The sequence below is a fragment of the Proteus columbae genome, from assembly GCF_002777965.1.
Classification (GTDB): domain Bacteria; phylum Pseudomonadota; class Gammaproteobacteria; order Enterobacterales; family Enterobacteriaceae; genus Proteus; species Proteus columbae.
This window is the reverse complement of the sequence record NZ_NGVR01000021.1, coordinates 207,397-221,914: the sequence shown is the minus strand read 5'-3', so window position 1 is coordinate 221,914 and position 14,518 is coordinate 207,397. Positions and strand designations below refer to the sequence as shown.

The 14,518-nt window shown below is 37.6% G+C and carries 14 protein-coding genes; 9 read left to right on the top strand and 5 right to left on the bottom strand.

The window, feature by feature from the left end; genetic code table 11:
- The first annotated feature begins 2 nt into the window (after positions 1-2).
- Genes CBE70_RS10435 through efeB form a run of 3 tightly spaced genes read left to right on the top strand, consistent with a single transcriptional unit; the run spans position 3 to position 3,007 of the window.
- Complete coding sequence (locus CBE70_RS10435; RefSeq protein WP_100159294.1) at positions 3-839, top strand: FTR1 family iron permease; 837 nt, start codon at positions 3-5, stop codon at positions 837-839.
- Positions 829-1,752, top strand: a complete 924-nt coding sequence (locus CBE70_RS10430) for an EfeM/EfeO family lipoprotein (protein ID WP_157926004.1) — start codon at positions 829-831, stop codon at positions 1,750-1,752. Before CBE70_RS10435 ends, CBE70_RS10430 begins: the two co-directional genes overlap by 11 nt.
- A complete protein-coding gene (efeB, locus tag CBE70_RS10425; RefSeq protein WP_100159293.1) occupies positions 1,742-3,007 on the top strand; it encodes an iron uptake transporter deferrochelatase/peroxidase subunit in 1,266 nt (421 codons plus the stop codon). The genes CBE70_RS10430 and efeB overlap by 11 nt, the downstream gene beginning before the upstream one ends.
- Before the next feature lie 63 nt (positions 3,008-3,070).
- On the opposite strand, the gene CBE70_RS10420 is transcribed toward efeB, so the two are convergent.
- Positions 3,071-3,760: an IclR family transcriptional regulator gene (locus CBE70_RS10420; RefSeq protein WP_100159292.1), complete on the bottom strand. Its 690-nt coding sequence runs from the start codon at positions 3,758-3,760 to the stop codon at positions 3,071-3,073.
- Between the two features lie 231 nt (positions 3,761-3,991).
- Here CBE70_RS10420 and CBE70_RS10415 point away from each other — a divergent pair, with 231 nt between their 5' ends.
- The 5 genes from CBE70_RS10415 (at position 3,992) to htpX (ending at position 9,566) form a co-directional block, all read left to right on the top strand.
- Positions 3,992-6,328, top strand: coding sequence for a molybdopterin-containing oxidoreductase family protein (locus CBE70_RS10415; protein WP_100159291.1), 2,337 nt, complete (start codon positions 3,992-3,994; stop codon positions 6,326-6,328).
- A gap of 2 nt (positions 6,329-6,330) precedes the next feature.
- Entirely contained in the window at positions 6,331-6,882 is a 552-nt protein-coding gene (locus CBE70_RS10410) for a 4Fe-4S dicluster domain-containing protein (protein WP_072070981.1), read from the top strand.
- Between the two features lie 2 nt (positions 6,883-6,884).
- On the top strand, positions 6,885-7,703 hold the full coding sequence (locus CBE70_RS10405; RefSeq protein WP_100159290.1) for a dimethyl sulfoxide reductase anchor subunit family protein: 819 nt from the start codon (positions 6,885-6,887) through the stop codon (positions 7,701-7,703).
- Positions 7,704-7,963: 260 nt separating this feature from the next.
- Positions 7,964-8,524 (top strand): LemA family protein, encoded by a 561-nt coding sequence (locus CBE70_RS10400; protein ID WP_100159289.1) that lies wholly within the window; start codon positions 7,964-7,966, stop codon positions 8,522-8,524.
- A gap of 76 nt (positions 8,525-8,600) precedes the next feature.
- Positions 8,601-9,566 (top strand): zinc metalloprotease HtpX, encoded by a 966-nt coding sequence (gene htpX / locus CBE70_RS10395; protein ID WP_100159288.1) that lies wholly within the window; start codon positions 8,601-8,603, stop codon positions 9,564-9,566.
- A 119-nt stretch (positions 9,567-9,685) separates the two neighbouring features.
- Here the strand turns inward: htpX and CBE70_RS10390 are convergent, their stop codons facing one another.
- The 4 genes from CBE70_RS10390 to CBE70_RS10375 all read right to left on the bottom strand — a co-directional run bounded on the left by CBE70_RS10390 (position 9,686) and on the right by CBE70_RS10375 (position 13,077).
- Positions 9,686-9,868 (bottom strand): DUF2526 family protein, encoded by a 183-nt coding sequence (locus tag CBE70_RS10390; RefSeq protein ID WP_100159287.1) that lies wholly within the window; start codon positions 9,866-9,868, stop codon positions 9,686-9,688.
- A gap of 87 nt (positions 9,869-9,955) precedes the next feature.
- A complete protein-coding gene (locus tag CBE70_RS10385) occupies positions 9,956-11,188 on the bottom strand; it encodes an MFS transporter (RefSeq protein ID WP_100159286.1) in 1,233 nt (410 codons plus the stop codon).
- 186 nt (positions 11,189-11,374) lie between these two features.
- Positions 11,375-12,145, bottom strand: a complete 771-nt coding sequence (locus CBE70_RS10380) for an ABC transporter permease (protein ID WP_069368528.1) — start codon at positions 12,143-12,145, stop codon at positions 11,375-11,377.
- Positions 12,142-13,077 (bottom strand): ABC transporter ATP-binding protein, encoded by a 936-nt coding sequence (locus tag CBE70_RS10375; protein ID WP_100159285.1) that lies wholly within the window; start codon positions 13,075-13,077, stop codon positions 12,142-12,144. Before CBE70_RS10375 ends, CBE70_RS10380 begins: the two co-directional genes overlap by 4 nt.
- A 785-nt stretch (positions 13,078-13,862) precedes the next feature.
- On the opposite strand from CBE70_RS10375, the gene can reads away from it, so the two are divergent.
- The gene (gene can, locus CBE70_RS10370; RefSeq protein WP_072070989.1) at positions 13,863-14,516 is read left to right on the top strand and encodes a carbonate dehydratase; all 654 of its coding nucleotides are present in this window, start codon (positions 13,863-13,865) and stop codon (positions 14,514-14,516) included.
- Positions 14,517-14,518 lie beyond the last annotated feature (2 nt).

The window sequence follows — 14,518 nt, the reverse complement described above, 5'->3', positions numbered from 1 at the left end:
ATATGGGACAAGTTCTGTTTGTTGTTTGGCGAGAAAGTTTTGAAGCGCTATTAGTGGTAGGCATTATTTATGCGTGGATAAAACGTTCACCAACACCACAACAAGGCATGAAATATTTATGGGGTGGCGTGGTATTTGGGTTATTTCTTGCCATTATTCTAGCGCTAAGTATTTATGGCGTATTTAGCTCGCTTGAAGATATATGGCAATCTCTATTTATGATCGCAATGGAGATCCTTGCTTGTGTACTTATTGTGCAGATGGTTTATTGGATGAATGGTCAAGGAAAATCATTAAAAGCAAATATAGAAAATGAACTCACCCAAAAAACACAACAACAAAGTGCATGGGGTATTTTATTGATTATTGCCATTGCGATTGCCAGAGAAGGCAGCGAAGTGGTGGTATTCCTCTCTAGCCATATTATGGCTCTCAATGCACAAACAGTACTGCCTTTCTTTATTGAGGTTTTTATTGGCTTACTTGTCGCAGCATTCACACTATGGCTATTCTTGCTGACTTCAAAAGTCATTTCATGGCGCTATTTCTTTACCGTAACAGGGTTTTTATTGCTATTCCTTGCCGTTTCTCTGTTATTAAAAGCCGTAGAAGAAATTGCAAATTTACTGATTGAAATGGATTTTGAATTACCTGATTTCTTTATTTATCCACTTTGGGATATTAGCCATATTCTTGATGATTCTAGTGTCTTTGGTAATTTTTTAGTCTCGTTTTTTGCTTATCGCTCTCAACCAATTGGTTTAAGTGTGGTGACATTTATTGTGTATTGGGTGGTCGTTGCACTGTTATTTAAGCGAGGTGCTCACTATGCTAAATAATGCAAAATCGCTAAGTAAAAATATCACAGCTTTTCTATTTATCTTGTTATTTTCTTTTCCTGTTTATGCCGAAAAAATTATTCAGGGTATTATTCAAGATAGTGAAAATGTCGTTATTGCCAAAGGGGATATCCCTACTCCTAAAAAGTTCGAAATCGATATTTTAAATTACCGAGAAAAGGCTGTTGAACAATTAACGTTAGTTGAAAAATCACTTGTTAAATTAATCGAAAATAGTGAAAAAAATCAGCTTATTAATGCACAAAATGCTTATCAACAAGCACATTATCATTATGAAGTTATTCGCCCTATTATTGCCCTTTTTGGTACAAGCGAACGTTTATTGAATAATAGAGCGGATTTCTTTCTTGAAAGAGAAAATTCACCTCGTTTTTCAGGATTTCATTTAGTTGAATATCAACTGTTTAAATTAAAAGATCCTCAAAAAGCCATTGAATCGGCAAAAGCCCTTTTAAGAGGTATTAGTGACTTAAAAAAGCGTGTCGCGATTGAAGATATTCCTATCCCTAAATTGGTTCAGTCTGCGGGTGATAGCTTAGAGTTTATTTTAACTGACAAACTTGCGGGTATTGAAAATCAATATTCAAACAGCGATCTGGGTGATAGTTATGCCAATTTATCTGGATCGCGCTTAATCGTAGAGATCTTATCTAATCATATTCCAACGACTGAATATCAACTACTGATCAAACAATATGACGATATAGGTGCTCTAATTTTAAAATATCAGCGCGATGAAGGCCTATTTCAGCCTTTAACCGCACTTCCTGAAACGGAAAAAAGTTGGCTTTTTTCTCAAGTAACACAATTAGCAGAGCAAGTGGCAAACTTGCGTAGCACTCTCAATATTGATGTTTACTATCACTATAAAGAAGCAAGTGATGAAAAATAAAACGCTCTTTAAATCGCTATCAAAAAATCCTGTTAACCTAAATAAACGTACCACGTTAAAATGGTTGGGGGGGAGTTTATTACTCGCCAGTATGGGAGCAAGAGCAGTAGAAAAACAACAAGCTTTATCTACTCCGCGCTATCAACGTACTATCGCCTATTTAGGTCAACATCAAGCAGGTGTTATTACACCAGAACAAAAACATGCCTCATTTATTGCACTTAATCTGACAGTAACAAACGCCGATGATATAAAAAGAATATTTACAACACTGACACAACGAATTGCATTTTTAACTCAACCCAGAGAACTTCAACAAAGGGCTAATCCGCATCTTCCTCCTGCTGAATCCGGTATTTTAGGAACTCAATTACATCCCGATGAATTAACCGTCACCGTCGCTTTAGGTGATAGTTTTTTTGATAGTCGTTTTGGTTTTCAAGCTAAAAAACCTAAGCGCTTAGAACCAATGAAACCCTTTCCTAATGACCGACTCGATCCTAAATGGTGTGGTGGCGATGTATTACTGCAACTTTGTGCGAATAGCCAAGAAAGTGTGATTTATGCGTTAAGAGATATTTTAAAACACCTGTCAGGAAAGGTTTATGCTGTATGGAAAATCGATGGTTTTCTTCCTGCTCGTGATATCGATAACCGACAAACACCTATTAATCTTTTTGGCTTTAAAGATGGCTCTGGCAATGCGCCTTCTTCAGATAATAGTTTGATGGACTCTCTTGTTTGGATCACTGAGAAACAAAAAGAACCACAGTGGTGTTTAGGCGGGAGTTATCAAGCTGTTCGTCTTATTCGTTTTGCTTTGGAGTTTTGGGATAGAACACCTCTTGAAGATCAAGAAAATAACTTTGGTCGCCATCGATCAACCGGTGCGCCAATAGGTATGAAGCAAGAGATGGACGATCCGCAATTTGAAAAAGATCCTCACGGTGACAGAGTGCTATTTGATTCTCATATGCGACGAGCTGAACCAAGAAATCCAGAACGTTACAGTGCAAAATTACGCCGACGTAGTTATAGCTACTCATTAGGATTAACGCCTTCAGGTCAACTAGATATGGGGCTTATCTTTATCTCGTTTCAAAATAACCTTAAAAAAGGTTTTATTGATACCCAAAAACGTTTAGACGGTGAACCCTTAGAACGTTATATCAAACCTTTTGGTGGTGGATATTACTTCGTATTACCCGGTATATATCAAGAGGGTGACATTCTGGCAAAAGGACTATTCGACTAATCAACACAGGATTTAGGCACTTTGCTTTTAATGCAAAAGTGCCTAAATAAGTCCTTTAGCAAATTAACGGGAGAAATGCGCCATTTTTGCTTTTAATGCATTGCCTAGCTCCATTTGCTTTTCAGGTTCAATAAATCCCATCGTCAATACTGCCGCCACCATTTCCCCTTTTTTATTAAGTACAGGACATGAAATAGATTGTGCGCCAGGAATACCTTCTGCAGGTTCATGACGAATAGCAAAACCTTGTTGGCGAATAGTATTTTGCTGCTTTGGTGATAAATCTGCGTCAATCATCAAATCACTAAAGGTGGCAAAAACAGCACCCGCTGCACTCACTTTATGAGGCACAGGAGTATCAGGTAAAAAATCGATATCAACATGTTTAAAGCTACGGTTATAACGTGTTAAAAACAGTTGGTTACCTTGAGGTATCACCAATCCCGTAGACATATTCTGTTCGTCTCTAAACTCACATAATAACTGATTAATCTCATCTACAAAGGATTGTGGTTTTGGCGTTGCCTGTGCTAAAAAAAGAATTTTACTGCCCAAACAATACTGGCTTCCTTCACTCTCTTGATACAGCATTTCTGAGCGACAAAGTGAAACTAAATACTTATGTAAGCGACTTTTTGAAAGCGAACAGGCTTTTGCAATATCTGACGATCGGGCAATACCTCCATTCGAAGCAATAAATTCAAGAATGGTAATAGCGATATCAACCGAGTTAACTCCTTGAGAATTCTGCATTTATTTTTCCCACACCTATTCGTTGTTTACTTTATTTTATGACGATATCCCATTGTTCTTTTTTTATCATTTTTACTAGTTTATTTCACTGAAACCTTATTTTAAATAGGGCTTTTTAATCATTTTCTATCGATTATTTTCTTTGTCTATTTTTAGATGATCTAACTCAAAGTTAACTATATATGAATTGAGTTTATATATAGTTAACTTTTCTTGTGCGTGAGAATGTCTATGTCTAAAAATCAAAAATGGGAATTAAATAGAAGAACGTTGTTAAAAGGAATGGGCGCCATTGGCGTGGCAGCTCTTTCTCCTAACGCGTTCAGTCTAGTTAATGAAAATAAACCCATATATAACCAAAAAATTCGGATCAAATTATCCGAATATAAAACGTTTCGTTCAACCTGTGCGATGGAATGTTTGCACTGTAACCTAACAGCTTTTACACATAAGGGGAAACTTATCAAAGTTGAAGCCTCTGAAGGCTTTAATGTGAAATGCTGTTTGCGTGGAATGAGCCGAACTAAGTGGGTATACCATAAAGATCGCCTCACCACACCTTTATTACGTGTTGGCGAAAAAGGGAAAGCTGAATTCAAACCGATCAGTTGGGATGAAGCGCTTGATCTTATTGAAAAAAACATCAGAGAAACCATTGATAAATTTGGTAATGAGGGGCTATTTATCTCCACTCATGCAGGCAATATGGACTCGATTAAAAATGATATGGGTAAAGCGTTTTTCGATTATTTAGGAGGCTCAACAAAACAAGCTGGCTCTTTATGCTGCTCTGCTGTAACAGCGGCAATGATCCCAATGGTAGGTCTACGCTATGCAGATACTCGAGATACAGTAAAAGATAGTCGCTATATTCTTTGTTGGGGTAATAACCCAGCAGTCACTATGCAAGCCTATTTTAAAAACTACAACCAAGCTCGCCGAAATGGCGCCAGAATGGTGGTTATTGATCCTCGCTTTAATGAAACAGCAGCTAAAGCCGATGAATGGATCCCTATTGTACCCGGTACAGATACTGCGCTCGCATTAGGTATGATCAAAATTATCATTGAAGAAAATCTCACCGATAAGCCTTTTTTACGTGCACATACGGGTGCCGTTTATCTTGTTAACTCACAGCAAAAGCTATTACGACAATCTGATAATAACCAAGATAGCTATCTGGTTTTTGATACCTTAAGTCAGCAACTTGTTCACCATGAGACACCGAATATTGTTCCTGCGTTAACTCATGATGAACTGCCTGCTAATGCTGATTATGTGACTGTCTTTGAGCAAATTTATCAACAAGCACAACCTTGGACTATCGAAAAAACCAGCCAAGAAACGGATATTCCAAAAGAAACGATTATTCGTTTGGCTCGCGATTATGCCACCACCAAACCGGCGATGATTGTACAAAATATGTCAGGTGCTCAACGAACAGAGTTCGGTGCTTATGTCGCAGCAAGCCAGTTTTATCTTGCCTTATTAACCGGCAATATCGGTAAAAAAGGCGCAGGGATTTGTGATGCAGGTGGTGCTCGTCAAATGGCGAAATTTAGCCCGATTATTCCGCCAGCACCTAATGCAAAACCCATCAAACCTATCCCTGTTGCCAAAGTCGGTGATTGGATTGTCAATGAAAGACCACACCCAATTAACTTTTGGTGGATCATGACAATGGGGGTGATGACGCAACTTCCTAACACCAATATGGTGCGTAATGCACTGAAAAAAGTCCCTTTTGTTGTTGTTGCAGATAACTTGATGTCATCCACGGCACTTTATGCCGACCTTGTGCTTCCTGTTACCACTATTTTTGAAGATACCAGTTTAATGGCGGGTGTTCGTAGTCAATATGTACAATTAATGGAAAAAGCCGTCGAGCCCCCCGGAGAAGCAAAACCTGATTATTGGATCTTTGCTCGTCTTGCTGAACGTTTTGGCTTTGGTGAAGTCTTTAATCAGCCCGTCGAACATTACATTGATGCTTGTCTCAAAGGCTCTGGCATTACTCGTGAAATGCTTGAAAAAGGGCCAGTGCGTCCAGTTGAAGGTGATTGGATCCCATTTAAAGATGGTATTTTCCGTACTTCAACAAAAAAAGCGCACTTCTTTATTGAAGAGTGGCAGGGAAAAAATTTCTCCCCTATTGTCACCTATTATCCAGTAAAAGAATCGACAAAAGGCTCACCTGAACTTGCCAAAAAGTATCCTCTTATGGCAGTACAACGCAAACTTGCCCGTAGTGTTCACTCCAGCCATGGTATGAATGAATGGATATTAGAAGTACAGCGCAATCAACCTAATATTCTTATCCATCCTAATGATGCCTTAGCTCGCGGTATTAAAGATGGTGAATGGGCTATTGCATTTAATGATCGAGGTGAACACCGCGCTATCGCTGTTGTAACCACTCATATTAAGCAAGGTGTTATCTCATTAGACAATGGATGGTGGGAGCAACAAGGCGGAAGTAGTAGCCATGTCACCAATGATCACGTAGAGCCTTTAGGCAATGGTCATTGCTGTAATAGCACCTTAGTTAACGTAAGACGGGAGGCATGATCATGGCGAAGAAACAGTATGGTTTTCTGATAAACACCAAAGATTGCTACGGTTGCCGCACCTGCTCTATGGCATGTAAATCTGAAAACGTAACACCACCCGGTGTGCTATGGCGTCGTGTTCGTGAATTCAACGAAGATCAACCTAATGCACAAGCCTTTATTACTATGTCTTGTAACCATTGTGATGATCCACAATGTCTGAAAGTCTGCCCTGCTGACACTTATACCAAACGTGAGGATGGTATTGTCGTGCAAGATCATGACAAATGCATTGGTTGCCAGATGTGTATTATGGCCTGTCCTTATAATGCACCTGTTTATGATCCCGTTGAAGGCAAAACCAGTAAATGCAACATGTGCGCAGATAGATTGGATGAAGGCTTGAAACCACGTTGTGTCGAATCTTGCCCTACGGGTGCCATCGAATTTGGTGAAATTGAAGATTTACGTAAAAAACATACAACAAATTGGGCTTTATTGGAAAAACGCTATGGCGTTCCTGATCACACCATCAGTAATCCTAATATTGTCATTATTGGTATGGAGGATTAATCATGCATGATTATCAACTGCCATTAGTCCTGTTTACAGTGATGAGTCAATGGGGCATTGGTGCGGTATTAGCACTTTCACTGTATCAATGGCAAAACCAAACACAAAACTCAGCGATATTAAATACCAAAGCGTTACGAACAACCATTGCACTGATTTGGTTGATTGAAGTTGTTGGCTCCTCAATGTCGATGGGGCACTTAGGTGATCCACTTGGCGCTTATCGTTCTGTATTAGGTATTGCTCACTCTTGGTTAAGCCGTGAGGCAATTGCCTTCGTGATGCTAAATGGATTGATTTCATTATGGGCATTAGCGAGTTGGGTACAACCTCATGCTATTCGCCGTAATAGTTTGATTGGGTTATTTTGTGGCGTGATTGGTTTACCTATTATCTTGGTTACAGCGCAAATCTATTACCAAATGCAGGCACACCCTTTATGGCATACACCAGCAACACAAATTAGCTTTATTGGTACAGCGTTGTTACTTGGTTTTGGCTCAATGATCCCTTGGTTACGCTTACAAGGTAAAACCATTAGCAATTCATTAAAAATAGGCACGTTAATCGGCGCATTATTGGTACTTGTAGGATTAGTGATGAGAGCACAAGTCACCGGTGCAGATGTAGCAAGCCTATTATTATGGTGGCAAGTCATTGCTAGTCTGATTATGGGTATTTGTATTATTACGTTGTCTCACAGTGCTTCATTTAGCAAAACATCGCTCTCTATTATCGCTATTTTGATGCTTTTTAGTGGCGAAATTACAGGAAGAATGTTGTTCTATGGCAATGTAATGGCGCAAGCACCTTGGTTCTAAGTGTATTATCTCTCTAGGTTAAATAGCAGGGTTAAATCGTTTAGTTAGCTTGCTTATTTAACCTAGTTTTCATCTCCAATGTTTCACTTGATATTTTTATTTACCTTAACATTACCTTTAATTTTGCCCCGAATTTATTTGGGGTATTTTTTTATCTTTGATGAAATAATAATCTGGCTATCTTTATCAATAATAGGCAAAATTAACATTAATGATTTAGCACAATTCCCTGTTTACTATTAGAAAAGAGAGCGCTTCGCATGACTGGATTAATTATTACCATCGCGTTATTAGGTCTTATTTTTTATTATTACAACCGTATTATCTCTATGCGTGAAGCGGTTATCTCAAGTGAAACTGAAATTTCAGTGCAATTAGATCGTCGTGGCAAAGTGTTTGATAGTTTATTAGCTACTGTTAAAAAATACCTTAGCCATGAGTCTGAAGTATTTACTAAAATAACTGAATTAAGAACACAAGCTCAAAGCGCAAACACCAAAGAAGCCAAAGCGGCTGAAGATGAGTTATCAAAAATTGTCTCGAGTGGTGCCATTAATGTTGCGGTTGAAAATTATCCTGAATTAAAATCCGACACCATTATGGCAAATTTACAAGAAGAGATTGTTTCAACAGAAAATAAACTCTCTTTTGCAAAGCGCGGTTACAACCGAACTTTAGAGCAATACCGTGCTTTCATCGCCTCTATTCCTGCGGTATTTATCGTCAAGATTTTCCCAAGCCTTGTTATTGATAAAGAGTACTGGCGTCTTGATGAAGGAACCATTAAAGCGGAAGAAGCGCGCCGCATTAATTTCGATTAATTTGATAGTGGTAAGAGATATTTATTACTTCTAGATTGATAAAAACAGCACTTAACGGTGCTGTTTGGAGTCACTAATGGATTTCAGAAATGTTCTACGAAAAAATGCTATCCGAACTCGTTTTGTTATAGCAACATATTTACTCTTAATGCTTATGATCGGTTTGCTGGTGGATACGGCCATTGGAGCAAATCCTTATTTAGATCTTACTGATAATATGTTGGCATTTCTGACGTTTCAATCTCTTCCCATTGCGACATTAATTATTCTCGCTATCTCAATTTTATTGCTTATCTTTATTCATTTTAAAGGGCATAAAATCATGCTAACGGGAATGAATGCGCGATTAATTAGCCCTGATGACACCTTAAATGCACAAGAACGCCAACTCCTTAATATTGTTGAAGAGCTTAGCTTAAGTGCAACTCTTGGCTACATTCCTAAACTCTATCTTCTTGATACACCAGAAGCGAATGCCTTTGCAGCCGGTTGGTCTGAGAAAAATGCGTTTATTGGTGTAACAACGGGCTTATTAAATCGTCTTAATCGCCAAGAAGTACAAGCTGTATTAGCCCATGAAACTGGGCATATTATTCATGGTGATTCACGACTGACATTATATGTTGGCATATTAGCTAACGTTATTCTGACGGTAACAAATATCTTTGGAAGTCGCTTATATATTGCCTCTGGTAACCGAGGTGGTAAAAGTAATGATGCGGCAAGCAAAGCGCGACTCATTTTAATTATTCTAAACTTGGTTTTGCCAATCATTACACAGGTGCTCTATTTCTATTTATCCCGCACCCGTGAATATATGGCAGATGCTGCCGCAGTTGATTTAACCCAAGATAATCAATCGATGATTAATGCATTAAAGAAAATTTCAGCACAACATGACACTGAAAATTTTGAAGATGGTTCAACGGGACGTGCTTATCGTAAAGCGGCTTTTATTTTTAATAAAGGAGATTCATTTTTTTCAACGCATCCCTCCATTGAAAATAGAATTGCAGCGCTAGAAGGTCGAAAGACGTTTTAATTCATGTTGATACAATGCGGTAAAAAGAAAAAAACAGTAAAAAGAAAAAAAGCGTTTTCACCTATTTATTAATACGGTTCAAACGCTTTTTTAATTCTTATTTCTTAGCAACAATCCGATTAACGATGTTTTTCACCGTGATGGAAAATAGCTGTACGTAAACGCTCTTGTTGCTCATAACGTAGTGGAAATTCAATTGTTTTATCTTTACCTAATTCCACTAAAAGTTCATTCATGGTTTGAACACTGGTTGTAGCAATAGCATCATCAACCTGTTTAACCACCTCATCATAATGAGACATCGTGATCTCCTTTTTCTCATAAAAATCTTAACTGCTATCATATTACAAGAAAGAGAAATTCTATATTTTTAGTCGCACAAAGCATGACTAAATTGAGTTAAGTGGCTTATTTTTTGTCTCTTGACCCAATAACATCACCGCTAATATTCCAATCACAATCGAAAAACTGAAAATCAGAAATATTGAGCTTATTTCAAATTGATATTGAACCAAATATCCCACCATTAAAGGCCCTAATATTCCGCCAATACGCCCTATTGCGGTTGCTGTTCCGGCACCGGTTGTCCGAATTCCATCGGGGTATTGTTCTGGTGTATAAGCATATAAAGCTCCCCACGCCCCCAAATTAAAAAACGATAATAACATACCGAAAATAAGCAATGTCGCAGTAGAATCAGCCACACTGAAATAATAAGCACTAATAGCCGTTCCGGCTAAATAAGTCACTAAAACAAACTTTCGCCCATAGCGCTCAATTAACCAGGCCGCCGTAAAATAACCAGGCAACTGCGCTAATGTCATAATAAGCACATATTGAAAGCTCTTAATTAAACTAAAGCCTTTTAACATGGCAACACTTGGTAACCACAAGAAAATACCGTAATAAGAGAAAACCACACAAAACCATAAGATCCACAACATTAACGTTGAGCGACGATATTGTGGTGACCAAATTAATGCCATTGATTGGCGAATTGATAAACGTGTTTTTTTCTGTGAAATATGCGATGAGGTGGGCTCAGGTAATTTTGAACGTAAATAGAGAGCATATACCGCAGGTAATGCACTTAATAGCATAGCCATACGCCAGCCATAATCAGGAATAATAAAATAAGCAATCAACGCAGCAATTAACCAACCAACAGCCCAAAAACTCTCTAATAAAACGACAATACGGCCTCGCTCATGGGTTTCAACACTTTCACTAACAAGTGTGGAAGCAACGGGTAATTCCCCACCTAACCCCATTCCAATAAAAAAACGTAAAACAAGTACCACTATCAAAGAGCTTGCTAATGCAGTTAACCCACAACCTAAGCTAAACAGCAACAAAGTAAAGATAAAGACAGGTTTGCGCCCTTTTCTATCCGCCATAATGCCAAATACGAACGCGCCAACAGCCATTCCAATTGAGTTTACACTACCAATCCAACCCAATTGTGATGCCGTTAATCCCCAATCCTCTTTTAATGCCGTGAGTAAAAAAGCCAATAATCCCACATCCATTGCATCAAAAGTCCATCCCATACCTGCAATACACAAAAGTTTATTACGAGAGATTGCCTCAGGTGCTTTACCTGTTTGGCTTGCCGTTGTCATTACATTTCCTTTTTATCCCCTGCCAAAGTGTTTAGTATACTAAACAAGAAAGATCATTTTGTTAATAGCAAAGTTATAATTTAAAGAAAAGTTAACATTCATGCTGAAAAAGTAGCTAAAAAAAATCGGTATCTCTAAATAAGATACCGATTTCAACTTTTATCACTTTCTATTTTGTTTTTTTGATTAGCTTCTTAAACCACGGCCTTTTTCAATTAAATACCATGCAATAACGTAAAACACGGCAATAAAAAGACACAGAACACTAATTGTTACAGTTAAAGAGACATCCGTAATGCCCAGAAAACCGTAGCGGAAACCACTAATCATATAAACAATTGGGTTAAGTTTAGATACACCTTGCCAAAATTCAGGTAGTAATGAAAGTGAATAGAACACACCACCTAAATAGGTTAATGGTGTTAAGACAAAGGTTGGAATAATACTAATATCATCAAAGGTTTTCGCAAAAATCGCATTTAATAATCCGGCGAGAGAAAACACAATTGAGGTCATCAGTAATGTCACCACTACCATTGTCCAAGAATGTATTTCTAGTGGTACAAAAAAGAGTGAAACTAAAGTCACTAAAATACCAACGCAAATACCACGAGCCACACCACCGCCAACAAAACCGGCAATAACAACATGTGTTGGAACGGGTGAAACTAATAATTCTTCAATACTACGTTGAAATTTAGCGCCAAAAAAAGAAGAAGAAACATTTGCATAAGAGTTTGTTATTACTGCCATCATAATCAGGCCAGGAACAATAAACTGCATATAATCTACACCGCCCATATCGCCAATTCGTTTACCAATCAGGTTACCGAAAATAACAAAATAGAGAGACATGGTTATTACTGGTGGAATTAATGTTTGTACCCAAATACGGCCAAATCGGGTGACTTCTTTAATCCAAATTGTTTTGAGGGCTACCCAATACAGCTGAATCATTCCCTCTCTCCTTCTACTGTATGCTCTTCATTTACTAAGTGAACAAATAATTCTTCAAGGCGGTTGGCTTTATTTCTCATACTTAACACTTGAATACCTTGTGCATTAAGTTGAGCAAATACACTATTTAGTCCTTGCTCTCTTTTAACATCAACTTCTAATGTGGATGTATCAACCAAACGATATTGATAATTTTGTAATTCAGGTAGTGGGCTTTTCGGTGCTAAATCTAAAATAAAGGTTTCAGACTCTAATTTACTTAATAACCCTTTCATACTGGTATTTTCAACCAGTTCACCACGTTGAATAATACCAATATTCCGACACAGCATTTCAGCTTCTTCTAAATAGTGTGTGGTTAGAATAATGGTGGTACCTTCAGCATTTAATTGTTTTAAAAACGTCCACATTGAACGGCGTAATTCAATATCAACACCCGCTGTCGGTTCATCAAGAATAAGCAATTTCGGTTGATGCATTAACGCACGCGCAATCATCAAACGACGCTTCATACCACCTGATAAAAAACGCGCTCTATCATCGCGTTTTTCCCATAAATCTAACTGGGTTAAATAAATTTCGGCACGTTCTAGCGCTAATTTACGAGGTACACCATAATAACCCGCTTGATTGAGAACAATTTGCAATACGGTTTCAAAAGGGTTGAAATTGAATTCTTGTGGCACTAATCCTAATTGACGTTTTGCATTGACCATATCGGTATCGGTGTCATAACCAAATACTTTGACTTTACCGCTACTCTTATTAACTAAAGAGCTAATAATACCAATCGTGGTCGATTTGCCTGCGCCATTAGGGCCTAATAAAGCATAAAAATCGCCCGCCTCAACGGTGAGATCAATTCCTTTTAGCGCTTTTACGCCATTGTGATAAGTTTTCGTTAACTCCGTTAACTCCAATGCATACGTCATAAGTGGGAATTACCTTTTATCAACTGCATTATTCAGCATTGACTGAGCTGAAATCAGAAAATAAGCTTAGTTCAAAGAATAAAATGGAATAAGTTATTCTAGAGAATATTCAGTGGCAAATAAACCGTTTTAGGGCTTATGACACAAACGAATAAATAAATATTTTTTAACTATTGCAATAATAAAGAATAAGAGATGAAGAAAAAGTAAATTAGCCATCAAGGCTCAAAGTTCTTTTATTTCTTACTGATATTCTGATGTTTTAATAAATTTATTCCTTATTGCAATCATTTAGTCTAATTGATACCAATAAAATTATTGCTTTTGTTTCTCAAGTTTACTGATGAATATTATCTCTCCATTTATCACCTCAATCAATGATGCTCTTTGTTTTTTGTCATTTTTGCTTTTAGTATAAAAATAAAACCAACAATTATAATCATTAGATTTATTTATATAATATATATAAGTATCTATTCTTGAATAACACAATAGCTGACTTAACAAATAGTTATCTTTTTATACATTTGATTTACATCAAGGAATATGTTGATAAATTCATTAAACAAATGCTATAAAAAGATCTATCTTATTTGAACGCGAAAAAATACAGGTAATTATCTGTCACTTGGCTTTAAAAAGCCCTCTGATTAATTCAAAAGTAATGGTATAAAAATACCCTTTCTTAATGGATCTATCGCATCCAACAATAACACAAGAGCTATTTCGTGTTGGCGTACTGTCAGCGCAAATGGTGGGAAACCGAATTTACAGGCAGTCACGTCATGATGAGAAAAATTGAAGAGCTGTTAGCCAATAACAAGCAATGGTCAGAATCTGTTACTGAAGAAAACCCTCAGTTTTTTAAAGATCTCTGTAAAGGTCAAAAACCTCATTTTTTATGGATCGGTTGCTCTGACAGCCGCGTTCCAGCAGAAAAATTAATTAACGCAGCACCGGGTGACCTCTTTGTTCACCGTAATGTCGCAAACTTAGTGATCCACACTGATTTAAACTGTCTTTCTGTGATCCAGTATGCGGTTGATGTATTGCAAGTTGAACACATTATTGTCTGTGGTCACTACGGTTGTGGTGGTATTGAAGCGGCTATTGAAGGTACCGAATTAGGACTTATCAATAACTGGTTACTGCATATCCGTGATATTTGGTATAAGCACAGTTCTATGTTAGGCGAACTGGCACCACATGATAGGTTAAACCTGCTTTGTGAGCTAAACGTTATCGAACAAGTGTACAACCTTGGCCACTCAACGATTATGCAAGCCGCATGGAAACGTGGACAAAAAGTGATGATCCATGGCTGGGTTTACGGTTTAAATAACGGTGAGTTACACGACCTTGATGTCACTTCTGATAGCCGCGAAAAACTTGAACTTTCTTATCGTCAAGCAATGGCAAAATTAAGTCATCCACGTTAATA

Excerpts from the sequence above, each read along its gene's own strand:
- CBE70_RS10390 (WP_100159287.1), bottom strand. The coding sequence starts at position 9,868 with ATGTCTCATTATGATGAGGTGGTTAAACAGGTTGATGATGCTATTGCT.
- CBE70_RS10415 (WP_100159291.1), top strand. The coding sequence starts at position 3,992 with ATGTCTAAAAATCAAAAATGGGAATTAAATAGAAGAACGTTGTTAAAA.
- CBE70_RS10435 (WP_100159294.1), top strand. The coding sequence starts at position 3 with ATGGGACAAGTTCTGTTTGTTGTTTGGCGAGAAAGTTTTGAAGCGCTA.
- CBE70_RS10375 (WP_100159285.1), bottom strand. The coding sequence starts at position 13,077 with ATGACGTATGCATTGGAGTTAACGGAGTTAACGAAAACTTATCACAAT.
- CBE70_RS10410 (WP_072070981.1), top strand. The coding sequence starts at position 6,331 with ATGGCGAAGAAACAGTATGGTTTTCTGATAAACACCAAAGATTGCTAC.
- htpX (WP_100159288.1), top strand. The coding sequence starts at position 8,601 with ATGGATTTCAGAAATGTTCTACGAAAAAATGCTATCCGAACTCGTTTT.
- CBE70_RS10430 (WP_157926004.1), top strand. The coding sequence starts at position 829 with ATGCTAAATAATGCAAAATCGCTAAGTAAAAATATCACAGCTTTTCTA.
- can (WP_072070989.1), top strand. The coding sequence starts at position 13,863 with ATGATGAGAAAAATTGAAGAGCTGTTAGCCAATAACAAGCAATGGTCA.
- efeB (WP_100159293.1), top strand. The coding sequence starts at position 1,742 with ATGAAAAATAAAACGCTCTTTAAATCGCTATCAAAAAATCCTGTTAAC.
- CBE70_RS10420 (WP_100159292.1), bottom strand. The coding sequence starts at position 3,760 with ATGCAGAATTCTCAAGGAGTTAACTCGGTTGATATCGCTATTACCATT.
- CBE70_RS10380 (WP_069368528.1), bottom strand. The coding sequence starts at position 12,145 with ATGATTCAGCTGTATTGGGTAGCCCTCAAAACAATTTGGATTAAAGAA.
- CBE70_RS10400 (WP_100159289.1), top strand. The coding sequence starts at position 7,964 with ATGACTGGATTAATTATTACCATCGCGTTATTAGGTCTTATTTTTTAT.
- CBE70_RS10385 (WP_100159286.1), bottom strand. The coding sequence starts at position 11,188 with ATGACAACGGCAAGCCAAACAGGTAAAGCACCTGAGGCAATCTCTCGT.
- CBE70_RS10405 (WP_100159290.1), top strand. The coding sequence starts at position 6,885 with ATGCATGATTATCAACTGCCATTAGTCCTGTTTACAGTGATGAGTCAA.